The sequence below is a fragment of the Terrilactibacillus laevilacticus genome (genome assembly GCF_006517395.1).
Classification (GTDB): Bacteria; Bacillota; Bacilli; order Bacillales; family Sporolactobacillaceae; genus Terrilactibacillus; species Terrilactibacillus laevilacticus.
This window is the reverse complement of the sequence record NZ_VDCY01000006.1, coordinates 66,752-91,814: the sequence shown is the minus strand read 5'-3', so window position 1 is coordinate 91,814 and position 25,063 is coordinate 66,752. Positions and strand designations below refer to the sequence as shown.

Sequence of the window (25,063 nt, the reverse complement as noted above, 5' to 3'; positions counted from 1 at the left end):
ATATAGTTAAAGAAATCTGTTAAAAATAGACGGGTAAAGGAGAAGTTTCCTATAAGCCTTGTTCGAGAATTTTTGAACGGAGGAATTGATCGTTGCAAACGCACCAAATTTCGGTCATTGTAAAAAACCAGCCAGGCACATTAACTCAAGTTTCCAGTTTGTTTAGTCAATCAGGGCTTAATATTGATTCATTAACGGTTGGAAAGTACAAAGAACGACATACATCAAGAATGAGAATTTCGCTTACAATTGAAGATAACAATCTTGAAAAAGTCTTGAAGCAGCTAGAAAGCCTAATTGATGTGATTCAAGTGAATGTGATGGATCAAAATCCTCTACTAAACGTTATTGGCAATCGGTTACATCGTATTTTTTCCAATCGTACCATAGCATTTTGGCTCGTTGCATATAGTCTATTCATCACCCTTCTTGGAACGAATATTCCTTCTCCACTACTCGCTGTCTACCGTACTACATGGCATTTATCACCAAGCATGGTTACACTCCTATTTGCCATTTATGCTATTGTCGTCATTCCGACGATTATTATATCTGGTCAATTATCTGATCAATTGGGAAGAAGGAAACTACTCATTCCAGGCGTGTTCTTCACCATCATCGGATCTTTATTCTTTGTATTATCGAATAACATAGAAATGCTCTTAATCTCTCGTGTTTTCCAAGGTCTGTCTGTAGGTATGTTAAACGGTGTCGCTGTTGCAGCATTAACGGAATTAGATGTAAAGCAAAACAGAATCAAGGCTGCTTTCGTTGGCGCAATGGCTGTCACAGTGGGAAATGCACTTGGCCCCATATTGTCCGGATTTTTGGGCGAATATGCTCCGCTTCCTACTAAACTTTCTTATCTGATTCATATCTTGCTCGCCGTTCCAGGTTTTATTGGACTCTTATATATGAGTGAAAAAGTTAGACCTCGGAAAACGATTCAACTTCATAAACCTTCTGTCCCAAAAACCATTCGCGGACGATTCTATTTATCGGGCATGACATCTTTTGTAGCATGGTCAATTATGAGTTTAATGCTTTCGGTTATTCCGAGTTATACGAATCAATTGGTTGGAAGCTCTAATTTGGTTATCTCAGGATCTATCGTTGCTCTCGTCCTTATCATTTCAACCGTGAGTCAAATAATTCTTAAAAAGCTACCTGTACAAAATTTAGTATTAATAGGATATCTTCTATTAATCTTAGGACTAGGGGCTTTGGTTTTAACATTAGTAACACAATCTCTTTTCTTATTATTTTTAACCACCATTTTAATTGGATTTGGACATGGACCGACTTTTGCAGGCAGTCTGGCATTGACGAATAACATTTCACCAGATAAACAACGTGGTGACATTATTGCCTCATTTTATGTGTTAACGTATTTAGGCGTTAGTATTCCTGTATTAGGTCTTGGATTTATTGCGCATTGGATTGGACTAATTAACGCCATTGAATATTATTCTGTTTTGATGACGGTTATGATTATCGTGAGTATGGTCTATTGGATGATTGATAGAAGAGCGGAGAAAAGGGCAGGTTTTATAAAAACAAGGACAGCAAAGTAATCATAGCTATAAATTGGCACCGTTTAAACAAGTGAAGACCTTAAACACACGATTTCATAAATGAAATCGTGTGTTTAAGGTAAAATTAATAACATCTATCATATTTATATTCCTAGTCAAACGAGACAATTTCAAAAAAGTTGGTGAGCATATATGCCTTGTCAAACAAATATTGAATTAGAAAATTTATTAAAAGAAGCCAAACAATACACCAAGATGGGAAAAGTGGCAGATTATATTCCGGCATTAAGCAAGGCCAACCCCGATGATTTATCCATTGCGATTTATTATCCCGATGGCAAATATGTTTTTGCTGGAAACATAGAAGAAAAAATCACACTTCAAAGTATTTCAAAAGTGTTGACGCTTGCGCTCGCATTAATTCAGCGCGGGGAAGAGTTTGTTTTCAGCAAAGTTGGCTATGAACCTACAGGTGACCCTTTTAATTCTATTGTGAAATTAGAAATCAGTAATCCATCCAAACCGCTTAATCCGATGATCAATGCAGGGGCGCTGGCAGTTACTCATATGATTGAAGGACATTCTGTTGAAGAAAGATTATCAAATATTTTATCTTTTATTCAATTGCTAACAGGAAGTGAAGATATACACTATTCAAAAGAAGTGGCACAATCTGAGTTCGAAACGTCGCATTTAAATCGGTCTTTATGTTATTTCATGAAGCAGCATGGCATCATTGATGAAAATGTCGAAGAGCTGTTAGATTTATATACAAAACAATGTGCAATTGAAGTGAATTGCTTGGATTTAGCGAGAATTGGCATCGTATTTGCATTAGGGGGCATTGATCCAATTACAAAAGAAAGAGTCATGCCAGAGTATGTTGCCCGCCTTTGTAAAACATTTATGGTAACGTGCGGTATGTATAATGCTTCAGGTGAATTTGCGGTCCGTGTTGGCATACCGGCAAAAAGTGGTGTATCCGGAGGCATATTAGGTGCTGTTCCAAACCGCTTCGGCATTGGCATTTCAGGACCTGCCCTTGATGATAAAGGAAATAGTGTTGCAGGGGTAAAATTGTTAGAAATGCTGGCAGAAAAATATTCATTAAGTATGTTTTAATTGGAAAATGTATTGAAGAAAAACTTGGATGATTTTGTGCCGCGGGAAAACAAAATTTTTATAAAAAATTAGGGTTTTTGGGACAAGGTATGGATTCGCCAGGGGTTTTGTTGCAGTGATATGGTTAAAATTTTTTAGAATTTTTGGTTAAGACAGGTTGTCCCCTTGAATATAGTTTCTATCATGAGACTTTTATTAATGGGGGTAGCAACTTGGGGTACTACGTAAGAGTAGAGCGAGATGTTAATATTTATGTAGAAGATATCAATCGGATGAGCAAAAAGACGATCTTATTTATTCATGGCTGGCCGGCTAATCACAAGATGTTTGAGTACCAATTTAATCAGCTCCCCCAAAAGGGCTATCGTTGTATCGGCATGGACCTCAGAGGATTTGGTCAGTCAGATAAGCCTTGGGAAGGATATGACTATGATCGTTTAGCAGATGATGTACGAGGCGTTATAGAAGCACTCAAGTTACAAAATATTACATTGGCTGGCCATTCTACGGGAGGAGCTGTAGCCGTTCGATATGTGGCTAGGCACCATGGATATGGAGTTTCAAAGCTAGCTCTTCTTGCGGCTGCCGTACCTAGTCTTATCAAGCGCCCGTATTTTCCATATGGACTAAAAGCAGAAGATGTAAAACAAATCATTCAAAGTACCTATCATGACCGGCCGAATATGTTACAGGGATTTGGTAACATGTTCTTCTTTCAACATATCACACAGCCTTTCTCAAATTGGTTTTTTCAATTAGGACTGCAAGCCGCAAGTTGGTCTACGGCAAAGATTGCAGGCACATGGTTACATGAAGAAAGCCTATTTCAAGATATGGGGAAGATTCAGATTCCAACACTCATTCTACACGGTATTCATGACAAAGTATGTCATTTTCCTCTAGCAGAGGCTCAAAAACAAGGGATAAAAAATTCTAGGCTTGTCCCATTTAAATATAGTGGTCATGGATTATTTTGGGATGAGCGAGATAAATTCAATAAAGAATTAGCACAGTTTATAGGGTGATTAATGGATTTGGGGATATCTATGAGTCTATAATCCGTCGTGACTAAAGTGTTATAATAGATAAAAAAGTAAAAATGGGGACGGCAATTTGAAACATTATCGAACGCTATTATTTGATGTAGATGATACACTCCTAGATTTTCAGGCGGCAGAAGTATTTGCTTTGCGGTCACTTTTTGAGGAACAAAATATTCCTTTAACCTTAGATATTGAAGCGCGTTATAAACAAATCAATCAAGGACTATGGCGGTCTTTTGAAGAAGGAAAAATTAAGCGTGATGAGATTGTAGGTACACGATTTTCCTTGCTATTTAAGGAGTATGGCCAAAGTGTCGATGGCCTTGCGCTCGGAATGAAATACCGTAGTTATTTGAAAGAAGGTCATCAGCTGATTAGCGGGGCTATTGAATTGATAGAGGATCTTAAAAATAAATATGATTTATATATCGTGACTAATGGTGTTGCTGAGACACAGGACAAACGGTTGCGTGACTCTGGGTTATTTCCATTGTTTAAGGATATTTTTGTTTCAGAAGATACAGGATTTCAAAAGCCAATGAAGGAATTTTTTGATTATGTGTTTGCGCGAATTCCTGATATTTCTTTGGAAGAAACTCTAATTATTGGTGATTCCTTAACCTCTGATATAAAAGGTGGCGAGTTGGCCGGAATTGATACGTGTTGGTTCAACCCTAAAACGAAACCTAATCAAACAGAGATAACACCAACCTATCAAATCCAAAAACTTGAGGAACTCTATCACATTTTAAATATAGAAAGAGAGTCTGAGACTGTAAGTCAGCATTGATCCATAGTAGATTCATATAGAAGGGGGAACCAATTTAAAATCGGTTCCCCTTAAAAATACTTCATTTATAGAGGTTGTTCAAAAAGTCACCAAATGATAAGCTACGAATCTCGGCGCCCACTTTTTTTTCCGGTCCTCATGTAGTAAAAACCTACATTCCGGTCCTAAGGAACTGCGCCGCCTTGATCTTCTTGCTTCTTCTAGTTTGTCACCTTTTTGAACACGCACTTATAACCTTTTAATTTAATCTAATCCTTCTTATCTTTTTCAGATGTTGTCTTCGGATCAATTGGAGCAATTGATTCCAAGTCGACTGTTGCTTTTATTTCTGGTACCTCTGGTCTACTGTGACCATGTAGTTGAACATAGATTTCTTCAATCTCCTCACCTGTAAGATCTCCTCGTTTCAACAATTCCTCTGCAATTACGTGAACAAAATTAGCCTGTTCTTTAATTAATTTCTTTACTTGATTCATTTGGTCTTTCAGTAACGCATTAATCTTTGGACGAAGTTGCTTGAGGGCATCAGGCCGCGAACCGATGGATAGCCAACTGAAAAGTTCATCACCCATTCCGACCATTCCGAGATAAGCACCGGCGAGTTCTGTGGCTTGTTTTAAATCGGATGTTACCCCATTTAGTTTTTTCCCTAAAAACGTTTCTTCAGAAGCCCGTGCAGCTAAACAAACTTGGATTTCTGCTAAAATTTCACTGTCACTTCGATTATACCTCTCATGCGTTGGTTTCGTCGCAGCTAGACCTAGAGCACCGCCTCGACGAATAATGGTCACCTTCCAGACCCGTTCATGGGGCTTTAATAAGTACTGAGCAACAGCATGGCCGGCTTCATGGTAGGCGACGTTTCGTTTCTCATCTTCATTCATTGAGCGAAGAGGCTGCTTAAGACCCCACTCATAGGTCTCCATGGCGGAACGGAAGTCTTCATAGCTAGCGTCTTGAGAGCCGCGTTGATGGGCGATCACGATCGATTCGTTAACGATGTGTTTAATCTGTGCTGGACTATAGCCAATCGTATCTAATGCTGCTTTCTCCGGAGTTAGGGAATCGTCACGGTTCACCTTTTTAAGGTAATATTGGAAGACATCGACACGTCCATCATAGTCGGGCGAATCGACCCAAAGTTTTCGATCGAAACGGCCGGGACGCAGTAAGGCAGGATCAAGGACGTCTGGCAAGTTGGTTGCCCCAATGGTTAATACGGCGCGTCGTTCAGCTTTCTTGCGACGCAGTCCGAGGGAGCGAAGAAACTTAGCAAAGCGAGAGTTATCAATGTTCGGCGGGTCCATCTGTAAGAGTAGCTCGTTGAGTAGTCCAGAGCCACCACCCATACCAAACATCGCGCCGAGTCCTCCGCCACCGCCATTTGCTTGTCGTGACATACCAATGGCATCAATTTCGTCAATAAAGATAATGCAAGCGCCATATGTTTTGGCGAGTTTTCTTGCCTTTCGGTAGAGACTCATCACTTTTAAGTTCCCTACGCCAAAAAACATATTTTGAAAACTTGGAGCCGACGCATAAGCAAACGGAACCTGGGCTTCATTTGCAATAACCTGGGCAAGGTAAGATTTTCCTGTTCCAGGAGGTCCGCAAAGTAGCATTCCTCGAATAGCTTCACCGCCCATTTTTTTAAATTCCTTTACTCCTTTAAGTAAAGTTACAATCCGTTTGGCATTTTCTACGATTTCAGGGTTCCCGCGATAATCATCCCAACTGGATCCTGTCTCTCCGGGCATAATCCAATATGTACGGCCACGGGCAAGGAACCAAAAAAGGGCGACAAATTGTATAATGATAATGAGTACGGCAAAAAATAGTTGCATCAACATACCTAGTATCGCAAGCGAAATACCCCAAGCCGTTGGCCCTCCTACCCACAATAAAATACCGAAGACTGCGAGAATTGCCAACCAAATAAGGAATGTACGCCATTTAATCCAATGGTATCTCTTCATGACCTCACTCCTTTTAGCGAATATTCCTATAATTTTATGGAAGGTTATCTAAAATGATACCACGTTTTTTAAGACAACACTCTTTTTAAATGATTCAATATCCAAGCCTTTATTTGCCAAATTTTACGCGGTATATTTTTCTATTACCTTCTATTATCATTTCATAACCTCATACTTCTCCAAATGTTCAGGGATGACCTTTTCTAAAAAATAATATGTATGTTGAAAGACAAAAGAAACCCTTTATGGATAATATCATTATAATATGTCGAAGAAGAATTTAGCATGATTTTAACTCGAATAGCACAAATTTCTTTATTGAAAGACATGAAATGAAAATTTATCTTATAATGAATTAATATGGGAAAAGTTTGATATGCAAAATTTCATATTTAATATAGAAAAAACTATAATTGGAGAGAAGTTCACTTGAAAATACATAGAAAATTAGAATGTGAAATCGAAAATAATTTAAATGAAAATATTCAAGAATTGCTATTTGAATGTTTTACAAATATTTACCCAAAGAATAGAACTTATTTTAAACAATTACCTCATTTTAGATTTTTGGCTTTTAATGATGAAAATGATCTAGTTGGACAAGTGGGATTAGACTATAGAGTAATGAACCTCGACGGGTGTCCTGTTAGAATTCTAGGGGTCATTGATTTATGTGTTTCACCAAAACACCAGTCTCAAGAAATTGGCTCAAAATTACTATTAGAAATTGATCACTTTTCTAGAGAACGAAATATTGATTTTATTCTTCTATTTGCTGATAATCCGAAGTTGTATTTAAAAAATGGGTACAAGTCAGTCAAGATCAAATGCAAATGGTTGAAAATTGATCATGAAAATCATATGACTAAAAACATTGGTGATGAGGTTATTGATGAATTAATGATTAAGAAAACTGGTGAAATGAATTGGAGTGACGGAGATCTAGATCTTTTAGGTTATCTTTACTAAGGTAGGTCGATGTGTTTATAGCTTAATCCCCTTAAATAATAAAAAAGTTTGGTTGATTTAACATATTCACAAAAAATATGTGCATGCTTAAAAATAGCATGCATTTTTTCGTGTGAAAAACAAGATAAGGTAGGTTAATTAATGATCTATGATTGCATCATTATTGGAGGCGGTATTGCTGGTTTGCAAGCCGCTATCCAATTAGGAAGATATAAACACCGGGTTATCATCATCGATTCGAATCATGGGAGATCAACTTTATGTAGAAGTTATCATAACGTCTTAGGTTATCCCGATGGAATCAGTGGTCAAGAACTTCGAAATATTGGAACCAAACAAGCCAAAAGTTTAGAAGTAGAATTTTTAATTGATAAAGCTGTCAAAGTAGATAAAAATAAAGACCATTTCGAAATACTGACGGGGATGGATGATATTATATTAGGAAAGTGTCTCCTTATAGCTACAGGGGTTATGGATCGCATTCCTCACATCCCGAATTTGTTTTCCTGCTTAGGAAAGAGTGTCTATATTTGCCCAGATTGTGATGGCTATGAAATCAAAGATAAGCCTGCATTGGTGATTGGTTCGGGAAATGTCGGTGCGAATATGGCATTAATACTCACTTATTGGACAAAGGACCTTATTTATATTAATCATGAACAAAAAAAGATCAAAGATGATCTTATGAATAAGCTCAATAATCAGCATATCCAGTATATTGAATCTCCTGTCAAGGAGGTCATAGTCGAAGGATCTCAGTTAAAATCATTAATTTTGACGAATGGCCAAAAGATAGTTAGAGAACACGCTTTTGTTGCTTTTGGTGGTAATGAGGTAAGATCGGATCTAGCTAAGCAACTAGGGGTGGAGATGCTTGAAAATAAGCACATTGTTGTAAATCCTCGAACGAAAATGACAAATGTTACAGGCGTTTGGGCAGCAGGAGATGTGGTTGCCCACTCTGAACAAGTCACCATTGCCATGGGAGATGGGTCACAGTCCGCCATTTGGATCCATAAATCGTTAATGGGAGAAGAAATAGATTAAGGAAATGGCGGTGTGAAGTGTGTTTAGTGAATGGTGAACAAGAGGGTAAGTGAACTCGTTTCAGCAAGCTGAAACTTCGGAAAATCAGGTGGAGATTCTACTCCACCTGATTGAAAGATCCCACCTTCGCTTCGCTTAGAGGTGGAGGTCTTAACCCTTAAAACACGAAGAGATAAAGCTGGCGATTGTTAGAAATGATTGGGAAGTCCTTTCGAAGGGTTAACGATTTCAAAACCTTCTTCAGGTACATAAAAAAATTGTATCCAAACACCATCTAATAAATCTTCTCTTGTATCTAATAGGACATCAATACCTTTATCTGTATGAACAATCTCGTCATGTTCAGTGGGAGTTCCATAAGTCAGCGCATAATGGGCATGGTCTCCATGATTTTCAGTAACAATCACGCGAAGCATTTGTCCTTGTGCTTCTTCATTCTCCAGCATTTTCTTCATTATCTTTGCCGCATTGCGGTTGATTTTACACTTCATGTTATGAGCACCAACTTCATTATTATTATCAAGATACATTATGACATATTTTCCAAAAGAAGGCTTGTTAGATGACTATAGTCTATAATGTGTTGCTAAATCCCGTGTTTTCGAAGAAATATGTTGAGTATTCCCAGAACTAAGATGTTTCATGTCTTTCCGCAATATCCATAGTAATAGCTGGTATATTGAACTAACTAAGCAAAGGGGTTTTTTCATGCGAATGAATGACTTGATACAAATGAAACCTTTTTTGAATAATTTATATATCTTTAAGAACGTCTGTATCAGACCTTGAATTAAGGTTCTTATCATAATATGATAATTGGAAGAAACTTTATATTGTGAAAAACTTCAAAAGGAAGGAAGAAAGACGTGGCTCAGGTAACCTCTATACATAAGCAAGCACAGCCTCTTCAAAAAGGGACTGGAACGATCTACAGCATATTATTCATTATTGGTATTTGTCATCTTTTAAATGATACCCTTCAATCTGTTACAACAGCAATGTTTCCAATTTTAGAAAAATCGATGGGGCTAACTTTTACCCAGCTTGGGTTGATTGCTTTTACTTTAAATATGGTGTCCTCTGTTATGCAGCCAGTTATAGGCTGGTATTCAGATAAGCGTCCAATGCCCTTTGCTTTACCTATTGGATTATCGAGCAGTTTGTTTGGTATTTTAGGTTTAGCTTTTGCAAATTCATTTATTACGATTATCATAAGCGTTATATTTATTGGAGTTGGTTCTGCGGTTTTTCATCCAGAAGGGTCACGAGTAGCCTATATGGCTGCGGGGAGTCGAAGAGGATTAGCTCAATCCATTTACCAAGTTGGAGGGAATTCTGGTCAGGCATTAGCTCCTGTTATTACTGCACTTATCCTCGTTCCATTAGGTCAAGTTGGAGCCGTGTGGTTTACCTTTGTCGCCGCTTTAGCTGTACTGTTTTTGATTTATATTGCCAAATGGTATTCTAATCGTTTGTTAACCACTCAAAAGATGAAATTAAAGAAAAAGGTTGGAGAGCAACGTCCTATCACGAAATCGATCATTCTCGCCCTACTTATTATCATATTTCTTATTTTTGCTCGTTCTTGGTACGGCAGTGCAATCTCAAATTTTTATACCTTTTATGCTATAAAGAAATATGGTTTAACGATTGCTCAATCTCAATCTTATATTTTTGCTTTTCTCTTTATGGGAGCTGTTGGTACGTTCTTAGGGGGACCACTCGCAGACCGGTTTGGTAAACGGAATGTTATCTTATTTTCATTATTAGCAGCAGCTCCGCTTGCTCTGATTCTCCCATTTGTAGGACCGCATATGGCTTTTATCGTTCTAGCTGTCATTGGACTGATCCTTATGTCAAGCTTTTCCGTCATGGTTGTTTACGCCCAAGAACTAATTCCTGGAAAAATTGGAATGATGTCAGGTTTGACAGTTGGATTAGCCTTTGGAATGGGGGCCATTGGTTCGGTTGCACTTGGTTCACTCATTGATAACTTTGGCTTAAGACCGACCATGATCGGCATATCATTGCTCCCACTCATTGGGATTTTGGCTGTATTTCTTCCTAATGATAAAAAATTAGAAGTATGATGAAAGACAACTAAAAATAAGATTTGTTTGGATAAAGCACATTTGAGAAGTTTTAGTAAAATTGAATAACAGTAATAGATGATAGAACAATAGCGCCAAAATCATTTTTATACTGTATCTGTCGACCTTTAGTAATGTAAAAAACCCAGGTGATCGACAGAAACTCGCCCTTGTAGATTAAATAAGGGAATTTCAAATGTTTGTAGTTCACTTATTCATACTTTTTGACTACGTATTATGAAATGTAAATTAATTTTCTGGGAGTCATACCCTTACCTACATCATGGTATTAATCTACGTATTATGAAATGTAAATTATCACTTCTCTCGGATATTTAAGAACGTACTAGGTATTAATCTACGTATTATGAAATGTAAATACCTTATCCGGATCTATTGAAGGTCCGCACTCATCAGTATTAATCTACGTATTATGAAATGTAATTACGGTTAGGGAACATCTAATAATTGAATAAGTAATGTATTAATCTACGTATTATGAAATGTAAAATATTCTTTCATTCTTCCAAACCATTTACGGTACTCTGTATTAATCTACGTATTATGAAATGTAAATATTGTCGATTAAAGTTGGTCTAGCTCGCCAATCATCCGTATTAATCTAAGTAATTTGAAAAACTTATTTCTTGTGATTAACAGAAAATTAAATTAAATTTTAAATTTCCTATATTTTTTAATGGATAACAATGGTATAATATTGGTAAATGGAAGTTCTAATTGATCAGGACTTTGTACTTATTGATGGATAGGTAAGTAAATTTGTCTTAAAGGAGAAAATGATGCGATTATGTATTCTATGTGATTTACAAAATGCACAAATTCCAGTAGATTACAGACGAAAGATTCTTAGTCTACTAAAACTAGGCTTATCTAAGACAAACAATTCTTTGTACAATACTTTATATGGAGAGGGAAGTAATAAACAAAAAGACTTTTCATACAGTGTTTATCTTCCTAGTCCAAAATTCACTAAAGAAACAATTGACCTAAAAAGCAAAAGACTAATGATTAACTTTTCTACAAGTGACACTGAAATCGGTATTAATTTATATAATGCTTTCATACATCTTCGAAAACAGTCCATTCCTTTCTCTACAAATAATACAATTACACCTCAAGATATTAATATAGTAAAAGAAAAACAAATTATTAATAAAAAAATTGTCTTTAAAACAATGTCTCCGCTTGTCGCAAGAGATCATAATCCAGAAACAAAAAAAGATTGGTATTTTATTCACGACGATGTATCTTGGTCAGAAATACTTAAACGAAATCTATTATTTCAATTAAAGAACAGTTCGTTCAATGCGCCGAAAATAGATGTTGAGAATATGAAAATCCAGCCTAAAGCAATGAAAAAAACAGTTATCAAATTATATGACGTTCACGTTACGTGTTCTTTAGGAACTTTTAGTATAGAGTCTGAACCTTATTTATTAACGTATCTATACCAGACAGGCCTTGGCAGTCATAGAGGGCTAGGTTTTGGAATGTTGGATATTGTTTAGGGTGGTGTAAGTATGAATGATATAGGTATAGAAGTTACTCTTAAGGAGTGGCTCTACAATGCGGGAATTGTTGGATTTGTAAATATTGTTGGGAAAGAAAATATTAATGTCGTCGACAACAGCACAATTTCTTTTTCAAAAGAGGTGCTTCATGGTTTTGAAAACAAATACTTCGAATATTTTATAGATACATATGAAAAACTATTACCCTGGTATAAAATTATCTCTTATGAATCGGAAATTATAAGGTTTGAAAATAATGATTTTGATACATTTGATGAGAAAAACCTTGAACAATTGAATACATATATCAAGGATATTGTAAAAAAATATATTAAAAGTAATAGTTATAAAGCTGCATACCCACTTATGAAGAATGAAACAGATCTACTTGATTTAGAGAAGAAATTAAAAACTATTCCAACTCCCAAAAAATCGGAAACATTCTCAGATAAAAAAGCAGTTATAGTTGATGAAGTGAAAGAGAGATTCTCTATACTGAAAAACATCATTACATGCTGTAAGAGTCAAGATGGACGTAGATATTTAGCTGGGAAAAATGTTATTTATAATCAAATAAAAAATGGATGGGACGGAGTTTGTTTCTTAAATCCTCAGACAAAAGAAAAAGACATGTACGTAGATTTTAAAAATCACTTTGTCACTCCGACAGAAGAATATATTGATGAAGAGGATACGAAACGAAAATATCATTGTTTTGTTTGTGATCGTTCTATAAAAAACCTAAATTTAGATTTAAGTTTTCTTAATCAAACGGGATTTGATACAAGTAGAAAATCCTCTCATGTGTGGAATTTTACTAATGACGTCGGTATATGTCCAATCTGTCGGTTGATTTATTCATGTGCTCCAGCAGGCTTCACCTATGTCTATAATCAAGGGTTATTTGTTAACGACAGTACAACGATTGAAAATTTATTACGGGTAAATGACAATATTAAAATGAGTACATTGCAACAAAATGATACGAGTGTCCGTACGGTTAACACATACTATGCGCTAACAAAGGCAATACAGGAACAATTTTCAGGTAAAATGAAGTTTGAACTTGCTGACATACAAATTGTACGCTATGAGAATGAGAGTTATCGCTTTAATGTTTTATCACGTTTAACATTATCTGTATTGAATCAATCGAAAGAGGCAATCATTAAACTTTTGAATACAGGATTTAGAGAGGGAAATACGAATTTTAATCTCTACGAATTAGTTATGAAGAAATTATTTAATAACGAGAATTTGTTTACAAGCATTCATAAATTAATCATCTACAAACTCTCAAATGTTTCAAATTTATATTATAACATTGGACATGTTAATCATATGTTGGAAATTAATACAAATTTCCTGAGGGAGGTTGGGCGAATGGAAGGTTTAGTTAAAGAAGAAGTAAGAAAAGCTAATCAATTTGGCTACTATTTTCGGAAGGCTTATAAAGATAAAGGTTCTGACAATAAACTATCAGGTATCAGTTATAAGCTGCTCAATGCTTTAAAAACAAATAATATTAACATGTTTATGGATGTTCTACTAAACTGCTATTCCTATCTGAAAAAGCAGGTACCTGAACTATTTCTTCAAGTTTTCACCAATGACGAGACATTTAAGACCATTGGTTATGCTTTTGTTGCAGGAATAATTGACAATTCAATTAAAAATGAAGAAGGACGTGAATAATCATGGAACCAAAAGGACTCGCAATGACAATTATATTTCAAGCAGAGAGTGCAAACTATGGAGAATCTATAGGTAATGTGGCTTCTCTAAAAAAAATATCAAGAAATAATGGGGACCAGTATACATATATATCGCGTCAAGCTCTTCGTTACAATATGATTGAACAGCTAGGGGAAATTACTACCCCTGTGTCAGCTGAAGGAAGCGGAGAGAAGACAGTGATTCAATTCGCCCCGGACGCGACTATTGACCAATATCCAGAGATCGATTTCTTTGGTTACCTTAAAACAGAAAAAGGATCCGGTGGTAAAAAAAGATCAGCTAAAGTGCGTTTGTCTAATGCGATATCATTAGAAACCTTTAAAGGAGATCTAGACTTTTTAACAAATAAAGGATTAGCTGATCGTTTAGAGAAGAATATGAATTTAGCCCAATCTGAAATTCATAAATCATATTATTGTTATACTGTAACAATGGATTTAGACCAGATTGGAATTGATGGGGACGTAGAAGTAGAAAACACTGAGAAAGCAAGGCGTGTGAATAAATTGTTAGATACGATTTCTCTATTATATCGAGATATTCGTGGAAGACGTGAAGATTTAAAACCGTTATTTGTTGTCGGTGGCGTCTACGATGTTAAAAATCCTATTTTTCAAAATGCAGTTAAAGTCGAAAATAATAGAATAGATGTCTTACAAATTAAAGATGTTCTCTATGATGGAATTAAAGAAAATACATACTACGGCCTAATTAAAGGAATCTTTGATAATGATAGTGAAATTCGTGAATCTTTTGATGTGATACCTGTTCCTGAGTTTTTCAGAACATTAAAAGATAAGGTTACTGACTACTATGAAAGCAATTAAGGTTAGGTTATGGCAAGATTTAGTGAACTATAAAAAGCCGACAAGTTTTCAATTGAAGGAAACCTATCCACTCCCTCCATATTCAACAGTCATCGGCATGGTTCATAATCTATGTCAGTATCAAACGTATCATGCCATGAAAATAAGTATACAAGGGAAGAATTTTTCTAAAGTAAATGATTTGTATACTCGTTATGAGTTTAAAAATGGAATGACGTATGATTCCAAACGTCATCAATTGAAAGTAGGAGATTATGGTGTAGGGAAAGGAATTTCGACAACAGAATTACTGGTTGATGTCAAATTGACACTACACATTATACCTGAAGATCAGTCTATAGTTGATGAGATTTATAACGCTTTTCTCCATCCTTGGGAATATCCTTCCCTTGGTCGCAGAGAAGATATTGCAATTATTGATAAAGTGAAAGTAGTTGAAGTTGAAGAACAAATATTGTCAAAAGATATACGAATGCGAAAAGATTATGGAGCTTATATTCCTAAAGATTGGGTGGAAAACAACTACATTCTATTTAAGAATCGTCAACAAGGCATTAGTGATTTAGGGACACGTTTCCAATTAACCAAAAACTATGAATTGGTTAACTATGGAACAAAAAAGAATCCCAAAGTATTTCGTAAATGGAATAAAAAAGAAGTGTACTATGCAACGTATTTATCTGCACCAAGAAAAAGTCGTGTTTATATCGATAATGATGAAAAGAAAGACATCGTTTTTATGGTATGACAGAGCTATTAGGGTATCAAATAAACTTTGATATCCTCTTTTTATACACTTAAGAAGGGGATGAGTTGAAAGTTGAATCAATATCTTGCTAAATCAGATCCTAAAGAGACTATTGTTGAACACACGGACAACTTATTAGCTAATCTTAATTTATTAAAATCACTATATCCAAATATTAAAGTTGATTGGTATCTATTAAATGAAGTGTGTTTATTACATGATTTAGGAAAAATGAATGTTCTCTTTCAAAGGAAGTTAAATGGAAAACGCTCTAGAAATGAAATTCCACATGGATTTTTAAGCTTAGCATTTATTAACTATGAAAAGCTAGAAAGTAAAGGGTATTCTGAAGAACAAATAAAAGCAGCCTATCAAGCTGTTGCCTATCATCATGAACGCCCAATTACTTTTGATGAAGATGATTGGCGAAATGCGATGATTGACATGGAGGAAGAAGTGGAAGATTTTCACTATGCTGAGTTAGATGAGCCACTTTTTTTTGAACCAGATTTTTCAGATGCTTTTTTTTGCTTAAATGATAGAACATATTCTAATAAAGTTTACGATATTTTCATCTTTTATGTGATGTTGAAGGGATTATTGAATAGAATTGATTACGCAGCTAGTGCTCATGTTAGCATTGAGCATCCATCTAATTTTTTAAATCAAGCTATGAAAAAATTAGGTTATACATGGAACGATTTGCAGAATTATATGAAGTCGGAAAAGGATCATAATGTTATTGTTATTGCACCAACTGGCATGGGAAAAACCGAAGCAGGGTTGCTATGGATCGGAGATAACAAGGGCTTCTTCACTTTACCTTTAAAAGCTGCAATCAATGCAATATATGATCGGATTACTGACAGTATTGTAAAAGAAAATAAAGAGAACAGAGTAGGACTTCTACATAGTGAAACTTATGGTCAGTATCTTAACCGAAAAGAAGAATTAGAAGGAGATATTGAAGAGTATGTGACAAAAACAAAACAACTATCTCTACCATTAACCATATGTACACTAGATCAACTATTTGATTTTGTTTATCGTTATCCAGGATTTGAGCCAAAGCTAGCTACGCTATCCTACTCAAAAGTCATTATTGATGAAATTCAAATGTATTCACCTGATCTTCTTGCTTATTTAATACTAGGCTTATCAACTCTTTCAAAATTTGGTGGCAAGTTCGCTATTCTTACAGCCACATTACCAGGCGTTATAGTAGATTTGTTAAAGCAACAAGAAGTCGAATTTAAAGGACCAAAAACTTTTGTTGAAGATGCTAGAATCCGGCATAGTTTGAAAGTTATTCATGAAGAGATTAATGTTAACCTTGTCAAACAGAAATATCATAATAACAAGATATTAGTAATTTGTAATACGGTGAAGCAAGCAAAAAAAATCTATGAAACACTATCTGAAGACTATGGTGATGAAGTTCATTTATTACATAGTCAGTTTATTAAAAGAGATCGAAAATATAAGGAAGTAGAAATTTTTAAATTTGGACAAAAGAGTAATCAGGTCCATGGAATTTGGGTTACAACACAAGTGGTTGAAGCTTCATTAGATATTGATTTTGACTTGTTATTTACAGAATTATCAGATCTAAACGGTTTGTTTCAACGAATGGGTCGCTGTTACCGAAAACGTGATTTAGATGTAGATTATAACTGTTATGTATTCGATGGTGGTAATAGACTTTGTAGTGGTGTTGGACATGTTGTTGATAAAGATATTTTTTATCTTTCTAAAGATCTCATGAAAACGATAGATGGACAAGTAACAGAAAAATATAAGATTGAACTTATTAATCAACTTTATTCAACAGAGACATTAGAAAATACGGATTACTATAAAACTATTCTTTCGACCATCCAGTATGTTCAAAGCTACAATGATTATGAAATGCCAAAAGAAAAGGTAAGAGAACTTTTTCGAAATATTAATTCACGAACGGTTATTCCTGAATCTGTATTTCAAGAAAATCAAGCAGAAATACAAAGTTATATAGACATACTAAGAAAATCTCAAAAAGAGCTGAATAAAATAGAAAAAGAACATTTACGAAAAGAAAAAGCTGAAGCAAGGATTAAATTTGCTGATTTTACGGTCGATTTACCAGGTTATTTAGTGAAACCTCAATTTGTTGAATCTATGAAGATAAACGATTTCGAATGGTATGAGTTATTTGATTGTATCTATGATGAGAATGGTGTCACAGGACGTAAATCTGATACGAACTTTGATGATTTCACATTCTAACAGAGGGGAGTCATATTATGAGGGTTACGGGTGCAATGTTTTATTATTATTTTGTTTGTCAACGTAAACTTTGGTTATTTGCGCATGAATTACGATATGAAGAAACAGATGAAAATGTTATTCTTGGTAGGTTACTCGATCAATCAAGTTATGGCCGTGAAACGAAGCATATTATGATTGATGATACCGTTAATGTTGATTTTATTCAAGATTGGACAACGCTTCATGAAGTAAAAAAGAGTCGATCAATAGAAGAGGCATCTATTTGGCAAGCAAAATATTATCTATATTTCTTACAAGAACGCGGAATAGATATCAAAAAGGCCGTACTTGATTATCCTAAACTCCGACAAAGAGAGGAAATTATACTAAGCCAAAGTGATCGAAAAAGTATTCAAAAAACATTGGAAGACATTGAGCACATTACATCAATGAAAAAATCACCAAAAGTTATTGATCTCCCTATTTGTAAGAAATGTGCATATTATGAATATTGTTATATATAGGATAGGAGGTGTTATGATATGCCTGAGAGCTACTATCTGTTTTCAAATGGTGTTCTAAAAAGAAAGGATAATGTCGTGCGTTTAACCGCTCCAGATGGCAAGTTTAAAGATTTGAAAATCGAGATGACAAGAGATATTTTTTTGTTTGGAGAAGTAGATGTCAATACAAAATGTTTAAATTATCTTGGACAATTAAGTATACCTGTTCATTTCTTCAACTATTATGGTTTCTACACAGGGAGTTATTGTCCCCGCGAAACCAATGTTTCTGGGCATTTACTAGTAAATCAAGTTGATCATTATACTGATCAAGATAAACGCACCGTTTTAGCGCGAGAATTTGTAAATGGTGGTTGTTATAATATGATGCGAAATTTGAGGTATTATCGTCAACGGGGAAAAGATGTTGAAAAACAAATCGTTGAAATGAAAAAGTTGCAAAAAGAGATTGACCGCGCTAAGAGTGTGCAAGAATTACTAGGGATTGAAGGAAATGTTAGAAAGCAGTACTATAGCGCGTGGAATACGATTGTTAATCAGAAAATAGACTTTACTAAGCGTGTCAAACATCCACCAGATAATATGATTAATACGTTGATCTCCTATCTTAACTCATTAGTCTATAGTAGCTGTCTATCAGAAATATATGTGACTCAACTTGATCCGACCGTCAGTTATTTACATAGTGCAGGAACGAGAAGATTCTCGTTATGCCTAGACATCTCTGAAATTTTCAAACCACTTATTGCGGATCGAATCATTTTTTCGCTGCTGAATAAACGAGAAATTACAGAAAAAGATTTCAAAAAAGAATCGAATTATTACTATTTGAAAGAGAGTGGTCGAAAACGTATATTACAAGCATTTGATGAACGTATGAAAGAAACCATTACACATCGGGATTTAAAACGAAAAGTGTCTTATCGAAGGTTAATTCGTTTAGAATGTTATAAGTTAATTAAACACGTGACTAACGATAAAAGCTATGAAAGTTTTAAAATGTGGTGGTAACGATGTATATTATATTAGTATACGATATTTCAACTGATGGTAATGGTGCAAAGGTTTTGCGTAATGTATTCAAAATTTGTAAAAGGTATCTAACAAATGTTCAAAAGTCAGTGTTTGAAGGTGAAATTACACCGCCTTTATTAGAACAACTCAGATTAGAACTTAAACAATTTATCCGACCAGAAATGGATTCAGTGGTTGTCTTTTCGAGTAGACAGGAAAAATGGTTGGAAAAAAGTTTCTGGGGTATGGAAGACGAAAAAACATCAAATTTCTTTTGAGCGTACATCTGTCGACTTAAGGTAATGTAAAAATGTCCGTGGATCGACAGAAATTAATAACCCATTGATATTAAAGCAATTTGAATTGAATTTATAAAAATAAAAGGCACTTAACATTCTTAAATAGTTTATAAAAATTGAGATCGACAGAAATGGACCTTTTAGGCTATGATGTATATAGGTTTTATAAGGGGTCTGTATTAATCTACGTATTGTGAAATGTAAATTTTACTGACATTTATGATCTTATGAGAAAAGTTGATGTATTAATCTACGTATTGTGAAATGTAAATTAAGAAATATCTGAAAGGTCGTCATGATAATTGCCCTGGTATTAATCTACGTATTGTGAAATGTAAATCTGTTAAACACTTATAATGTATCAACGAAATTATATGTATTAATCTACGTATTGTGAAATGTAAATCTGGGAATGTCTTTTAAGCAGGTTCAAGCATCAAAGGTATTAATCTACGTATTGTGAAATGTAAATCTGTATGGATGCCTTGAGATACTTTGCGGTACATACGTATTAATCTACGTATTGTGAAATGTAAATACAAAACATGGATGAAGAAGCAACATTGAACATGGCGGTATTAATCTACGTATTGTGAAATGTAAATGCAGGAGTCCGTATCGGTAAAACAAACGAAAACCTAGTATTAATCTACGTATTGTGAAATGTAAATTATGTTTGACCTCGTTAAGATAATCGACTTTCGTGTCGTATTAATCTACGTATTGTGAAATGTAAATCCGCAATCGCTACAGCATCCGACTCGTCATCGCTCCGTATTAATCTACGTATTGTGAAATGTAAATGAGTCTCACCCGTCACATCCGCATAAAAATAGCCGACGTATTAATCTACGTATTGTGAAATGTAAATTTAACCTCGCTCCTTCCTGTACTCATGCATCCCTTCGTATTAATCTACGTATTGTGAAATGTAAATTCAAGTGAGTACGTCGCAAAGTCGCCATTTCCGAAGCTGTATTAATCTACGTATTGTGAAATGTAAATCCAAGGAGATGATCGGCACGATATTTTTAGGCATTGGTATTAATCTACGTATTGTGAAATGTAAATTTTAACTTTTTACTTATCGTATTCGGTGCTACTTTGTATTAATCTACGTATTGTGAAATGTAAATTAATTCCGCGCCGGTTTCCTTTTGGATCCGATCAGTGTATTAATCTACGTATTGTGAAATGTAAATAGCTAATTTTAATGATTCAACAAAGTATTCTTTGGCGTATTAATCTACGTATTGTGAAATGTAAATCTGGTAGAGTAGTCTGCAAGCCATAAAGGAAGGTTAAAGTATTAATCTACGTATTGTGAAATGTAAATTAGATAAGAAGATAGTGTATTTCTATGTATACCTGTGTATTAATCTACGTATTGTGAAATGTAAATTTATTCAAATAAAAAGCAGTACGGCTAACGGGACTTTCGTATTAATCTACGTATTGTGAAATGTAAATGATGGAAGATATCAAAGGCACGCTTGATGTTATGGGTATTAATCTACGTATTGTGAAATGTAAATTTTAACGAGGTAAGTAAGGTATTAACGAGTGGTGTTGTATTAATCTACGTATTGTGAAATGTAAATTTAAACCTTTAATTGCACTCGTTTCACGTTCTTCACGTATTAATCTACGTATTGTGAAATGTAAATCGATTTGGATCATCTGGATTTGTTTGACGACCTCCGTATTAATCTACGTATTGTGAAATGTAAATTTTCCTTTCCTCCATCCTCTTGCTAGTCGTTGTGTTGTATTAATCTACGTATTGTGAAATGTAAATCTGCCACCGAGGATTAAGGCGAGTTTCCAAAAATTTTGTATTAATCTACGTATTGTGAAATGTAAATCCATATCCGACTACTATAGCCGAACCCTTTTTCCCTGTATTAATCTACGTATTGTGAAATGTAAATCTTTATTGCGTAAGTAGTATCTTTCTAGCTGATTTGTCGTATTAATCTACGTATTGTGAAATGTAAATCCTTCCTAATCTTATATATCGATAAGATAGTTCCCTGTGTATTAATCTACGTATTGTGAAATGTAAATAACCTCTTGATGCTACTGGCATTGAGGGGTTTTTATTGTATTAATCTACGTATTGTGAAATGTAAATATTGGTGCTATGGCAGCACATTTTATAGCGATTTTAGTATTAATCTACGTATTGTGAAATATAAATCCAACTTTCTCGAGGTTCTCATGACTCGCAACAACCATCTTAATCTACGTATCTATGTGTAAAATATTTCTCGAGGATATATGAAGATATTTTCTAACCAAAAAAGAAAAGGAGTGGCTAGAACTAAGAAAGCACCAACGGCTTAGTTCCTTAGTCGGAGTAAAGGTTGAGGAAATGGCTAGTGAAACAGCTGCCGTGAAATCGTATGCATCTTAAAAGAATGGACAGCTGTCAATATTAGTCATACAACGGTTAGGAGTATTGTAAAGCGTGTGGGAAAAGCACAGGCTTAAGCTGACGAGAATTGGCGAATGAACTGTGAGGAGCAGTTTCCCTTCCTGAAGGAAAAAGGTGGATTATTTATATACGCTGATGGTGTATTTATGCGGAGACACAAAAGAAGAAAAGCTTGGTAGTGCATCATTCGGTCGGGAAACGTGTCTCTTTTACGGGACTACTATAATATACTAACTTTACTTTGTTAATCATCTCTTTTAAACATACGCTTTATTCACAAACATTTTCCGATTGTAAACCAACCCGCATTTTACAACTAATTAATTAGTAAACATCACGACGATTTTTCGAGGATAAGGAAAAGACATTTTCATCTGGATCGTTTCCTTTACATTGCACAAGTTGTTAACAATCTCAGGCGGTAACAATTCATTGCAGTTTCTCCAAGTTGACCAAGTAGGTTGTAATTCGCATACGCACCGACGACAGCTCCTATCCCAGGTAACAGCTGCAGCATCTTAGCAAAGTCAATGTAATCGCGGTATTCTTGTTGAAATTCTCTCCAATCCATGTCCATATAATCCTTTTTAAGTTCCTCCCAATTTTCGATGATGTTCATGGTTTCATCTCTTGTCTGGTCACTTGAAAAGGCGAGTTTGAAAATTTGTAGAATAAAAATTCGTTCTTCGTAGGCGTTCGTGTCAAATCCGTAGATAGAGGCGGTTGTAAATAGGAACTTCATTTTTATCGAAAGCAGAAGAGGAAAATCCGCTAACCCCCATAATAAACCTCCAGCGCCAGTTCCCGCCCCTTCCAGCATGGCTGTTTTACGGTAAGCGGATATTTTCTCGATCACTTTTTGATCTCTTTCAGCTAGGGACAATCCACGTGATAAGTTTTTCTTCGTCGTCAGATTTGATCCTGTTAATGTTGTTTGAACCATAGCTTTGATTGCATTCGTTATGATCACATGAGCTTTTTCAGGAACCAATTGATTAACTTTCGTTTGAACCCTTTTCGACATACGATTAATCCATCCCGAGCGTTTAAGCATCTGACGTTTCCATTTCAATATGTCTTGATAGACTTTTACCTCATAGTCATTCAACAAAAACACTCCTTTTTTTCCTATTTACGTGTAACTCTTTCATAGTGTTTCATTTTGGCAAAGATTATAGTGTCTTTTCACGATTTTATTTTTATTTAGCATAAAATTGGGTTAAATAAAAAGGCTTGTATCCAGTACCAACATTAAAATAAGCTGATATAAAGGCATATAGCGTTTTTTTAGGTATAATTCATTTCGTTCATTCAGAGTGCTTTCTCCATGGTTAGAGGTAAAATGACAAATGAATTATTTAAAGTACCAAATATCATTAACATTTTTGGCTATTTTAACTAATGATTTAATGATAGAAATATCTTAATATTTAATTATAAAATATATAGATATTATCTATCACTCGGATGAACAGAAACAAGAAACGGAGATGAGCTGTTTGGAAAAGAAAATCGGTCCACTTAAGATGACATCACTAGGATTACAACATGTCTTTGCTATGTATGCGGGTGCTATTCTAGTTCCACTTATCGTTGGAGGGGCGTTACACTTAAGTGCACAACAATTAGCTTATTTGATTGGTATTGATTTGTTAACATGTGGGATTGCCACTCTGTTACAAGCTTGGAATAATAGATTTTTCGGTATCGGTTTACCGGTTATATTAGGTAGTTCATTCGTTGCTCTTACACCCATGATTTCAATTGGAAGTCAATATGGTATAAATGCGATATATGGATCCATTATTGCTGGTGGCTTGTTCATTGTTGTATTTTCAAAATATTTGGGAAAAATGTTAAGGCTTTTTCCGCCTGTTGTAACGGGGACTGTAGTAACGATAATCGGTCTGTCATTGGTTCCATCGGCCATCCGAAACATGGCAGGGGGAGTGGGAAGTAAGGATTTTGGTTCAATTTCAAATTTACTTCTTGCGTTTGGCGTCATCGTTTTTATTCTAGTCTTAAATCACTTTTTTACTGGATTTGTTCGTGCTCTTTCAGTATTAATGGGTCTTATCATAGGGACTATCGCTGCTTCATTTATGGGGAAAGTCAGTCTGTCAAATGTAGCAGAGGCCTCTTGGTTACATATTCCAAAACCATTTTACTTTGGAGCACCTACCTTTGAAGTTGGGCCGATTTTAACGATGATTTTGGTCTGTATTGTCGTTATTATAGAATCTACAGGCGTCTTCTTGGCTTTAGGAAAAATTTGTGATCGTGAGTTAACAGAAGAAGATTTCAAAAAGGGATATCGCGCAGAAGGCTTAGCTATTATATTAGGTGGACTATTTAATGCTTTTCCTTATAATACATTTGCTCAAAATGTAGGACTTGTTCAATTATCCAAGGTTAAATCAACAAATGTTGTTGTAGCATCTGGATTTATTCTTGTTTTACTTGGATTTGTTCCGAAAATCGCAGCCTTTGCGACCATTATTCCTGCACCTGTGTTAGGTGGAGCGATGGTTGTTCTCTTTGGAATGGTTATTTCATCAGGAATTAAAATGCTCAGTGTGGTCAATTTTGAAAAACAAAGTAACTTATTAATTATCGCTTGTTCTCTTGCCTTAGGATTAGGAGTGACGGTCGTTCCGGATTTATTTGCTAAGTTGCCTGCTGCTTTAAAAATTATTGTAAGCGATGGTGTCATCACTGGAAGTTTAACGGCTATTATCTTAAATATATTTTTAAACATACTAGGAAAAAAATCTGAAGATGTTCATGTCGACACCAAAGATTCATCTGAATACGCAGAACCGATGTATGCTGAAAAATAAGATGGTTCAGATCTAAATACAAATGATTTATTTTTAACACACCTAATTAAGAGAAGATACTAAGTCCACTATTGAGCATAGATCCTCTTTTTTTCATAGAAATAGCTATTGTGAAACATGTAAAATTTCACATACTCTAAGATGTTCTGCTGAGTCAATTTTTTGTTCTTCTTAGTAAATACTGAATTGTGGAATTGTAGAGAAAAATTAAATTTAAATCAAAAAAGTCTCTTTTGTGTTTCTTTAAATATTAAGACGATCAAATTCAATATTCAAAATTATCTTG

19 protein-coding genes and 2 CRISPR repeat arrays are annotated in these 25,063 nt (G+C 34.9%); of the genes, 16 read left to right on the top strand and 3 right to left on the bottom strand.

Annotated elements, in window-relative coordinates; translation table 11 throughout:
• The first annotated feature begins 92 nt into the window (after positions 1–92).
• From ilvN to FG390_RS08995, 4 genes are all read left to right on the top strand, one after another.
• Positions 93–1,574: an acetolactate synthase small subunit gene (ilvN, locus tag FG390_RS09010; RefSeq protein ID WP_141190725.1), complete on the top strand. Its 1,482-nt coding sequence runs from the start codon at positions 93–95 to the stop codon at positions 1,572–1,574.
• Between the two features lie 153 nt (positions 1,575–1,727).
• The gene (glsA, locus tag FG390_RS09005; protein WP_141190724.1) at positions 1,728–2,657 is read left to right on the top strand and encodes a glutaminase A; all 930 of its coding nucleotides are present in this window, start codon (positions 1,728–1,730) and stop codon (positions 2,655–2,657) included.
• A 212-nt stretch (positions 2,658–2,869) separates the two neighbouring features.
• On the top strand, positions 2,870–3,682 hold the full coding sequence (locus tag FG390_RS09000) for an alpha/beta fold hydrolase (protein ID WP_141190723.1): 813 nt from the start codon (positions 2,870–2,872) through the stop codon (positions 3,680–3,682).
• Between the two features lie 88 nt (positions 3,683–3,770).
• Entirely contained in the window at positions 3,771–4,490 is a 720-nt protein-coding gene (locus FG390_RS08995) for a YjjG family noncanonical pyrimidine nucleotidase (RefSeq protein WP_141190722.1), read from the top strand.
• A 248-nt stretch (positions 4,491–4,738) separates the two neighbouring features.
• Here FG390_RS08995 and FG390_RS08990 read toward each other — a convergent pair whose 3' ends face one another.
• Positions 4,739–6,466, bottom strand: coding sequence for an AAA family ATPase (locus tag FG390_RS08990; RefSeq protein ID WP_141190721.1), 1,728 nt, complete (start codon positions 6,464–6,466; stop codon positions 4,739–4,741).
• A gap of 429 nt (positions 6,467–6,895) precedes the next feature.
• Between FG390_RS08990 and FG390_RS08985 the strand changes: the two genes are divergently transcribed.
• Entirely contained in the window at positions 6,896–7,435 is a 540-nt protein-coding gene (locus FG390_RS08985; protein WP_141190720.1) for a GNAT family N-acetyltransferase, read from the top strand.
• Between the two features lie 141 nt (positions 7,436–7,576).
• Positions 7,577–8,482, top strand: coding sequence for an NAD(P)/FAD-dependent oxidoreductase (locus tag FG390_RS08980; protein WP_141190719.1), 906 nt, complete (start codon positions 7,577–7,579; stop codon positions 8,480–8,482).
• 188 nt (positions 8,483–8,670) lie between these two features.
• Here the strand turns inward: FG390_RS08980 and FG390_RS08975 are convergent, their stop codons facing one another.
• Positions 8,671–8,973, bottom strand: coding sequence for an iron-sulfur cluster assembly accessory protein (locus FG390_RS08975; RefSeq protein WP_141190718.1), 303 nt, complete (start codon positions 8,971–8,973; stop codon positions 8,671–8,673).
• A 393-nt stretch (positions 8,974–9,366) separates the two neighbouring features.
• On the opposite strand from FG390_RS08975, the gene FG390_RS08970 reads away from it, so the two are divergent.
• From FG390_RS08970 to cas2, 9 genes are all read left to right on the top strand, one after another.
• Entirely contained in the window at positions 9,367–10,572 is a 1,206-nt protein-coding gene (locus FG390_RS08970; RefSeq protein ID WP_258311636.1) for an MFS transporter, read from the top strand.
• 220 nt (positions 10,573–10,792) lie between these two features.
• A CRISPR array of direct repeats spans positions 10,793–11,147; the repeat unit is 28 nt; unit sequence GTATTAATCTACGTATTATGAAATGTAA.
• Positions 11,148–11,369: 222 nt separating this feature from the next.
• Positions 11,370–12,101 carry a CRISPR-associated endoribonuclease Cas6 gene (gene cas6, locus FG390_RS08965; protein ID WP_141190717.1) on the top strand — a complete coding sequence of 244 codons (732 nt, stop codon included), beginning with the start codon at positions 11,370–11,372 and terminating at the stop codon, positions 12,099–12,101.
• Between the two features lie 12 nt (positions 12,102–12,113).
• Entirely contained in the window at positions 12,114–13,799 is a 1,686-nt protein-coding gene (gene cas8a1 / locus FG390_RS08960; RefSeq protein WP_141190716.1) for a type I-B CRISPR-associated protein Cas8b1/Cst1, read from the top strand.
• Positions 13,800–13,801: 2 nt separating this feature from the next.
• A complete protein-coding gene (gene cas7i, locus FG390_RS08955) occupies positions 13,802–14,668 on the top strand; it encodes a type I-B CRISPR-associated protein Cas7/Cst2/DevR (RefSeq protein ID WP_141190715.1) in 867 nt (288 codons plus the stop codon).
• Entirely contained in the window at positions 14,655–15,416 is a 762-nt protein-coding gene (cas5b, locus tag FG390_RS08950) for a type I-B CRISPR-associated protein Cas5b (protein ID WP_141190714.1), read from the top strand. The genes cas7i and cas5b overlap by 14 nt, the downstream gene beginning before the upstream one ends.
• A 72-nt stretch (positions 15,417–15,488) precedes the next feature.
• Positions 15,489–17,681, top strand: a complete 2,193-nt coding sequence (gene cas3 / locus FG390_RS08945) for a CRISPR-associated helicase Cas3' (protein WP_141190713.1) — start codon at positions 15,489–15,491, stop codon at positions 17,679–17,681.
• Positions 17,682–17,698: 17 nt separating this feature from the next.
• The gene (cas4, locus tag FG390_RS08940) at positions 17,699–18,187 is read left to right on the top strand and encodes a CRISPR-associated protein Cas4 (protein ID WP_141190712.1); all 489 of its coding nucleotides are present in this window, start codon (positions 17,699–17,701) and stop codon (positions 18,185–18,187) included.
• A gap of 18 nt (positions 18,188–18,205) precedes the next feature.
• Positions 18,206–19,198: a type I-B CRISPR-associated endonuclease Cas1b gene (gene cas1b / locus FG390_RS08935; RefSeq protein ID WP_141190711.1), complete on the top strand. Its 993-nt coding sequence runs from the start codon at positions 18,206–18,208 to the stop codon at positions 19,196–19,198.
• 2 nt (positions 19,199–19,200) lie between these two features.
• The gene (gene cas2 / locus FG390_RS08930) at positions 19,201–19,479 is read left to right on the top strand and encodes a CRISPR-associated endonuclease Cas2 (protein WP_141190710.1); all 279 of its coding nucleotides are present in this window, start codon (positions 19,201–19,203) and stop codon (positions 19,477–19,479) included.
• Between the two features lie 197 nt (positions 19,480–19,676).
• Positions 19,677–21,700: direct repeats of the CRISPR family, unit length 30 nt; unit sequence GTATTAATCTACGTATTGTGAAATGTAAAT.
• 625 nt (positions 21,701–22,325) lie between these two features.
• Here cas2 and FG390_RS08925 read toward each other — a convergent pair.
• Positions 22,326–23,045 (bottom strand): EcsC family protein, encoded by a 720-nt coding sequence (locus FG390_RS08925; RefSeq protein WP_141190709.1) that lies wholly within the window; start codon positions 23,043–23,045, stop codon positions 22,326–22,328.
• Between the two features lie 418 nt (positions 23,046–23,463).
• Here FG390_RS08925 and FG390_RS08920 point away from each other — a divergent pair, with 418 nt between their 5' ends.
• On the top strand, positions 23,464–24,777 hold the full coding sequence (locus FG390_RS08920; RefSeq protein ID WP_373681546.1) for a nucleobase:cation symporter-2 family protein: 1,314 nt from the start codon (positions 23,464–23,466) through the stop codon (positions 24,775–24,777).
• Positions 24,778–25,063 lie beyond the last annotated feature (286 nt).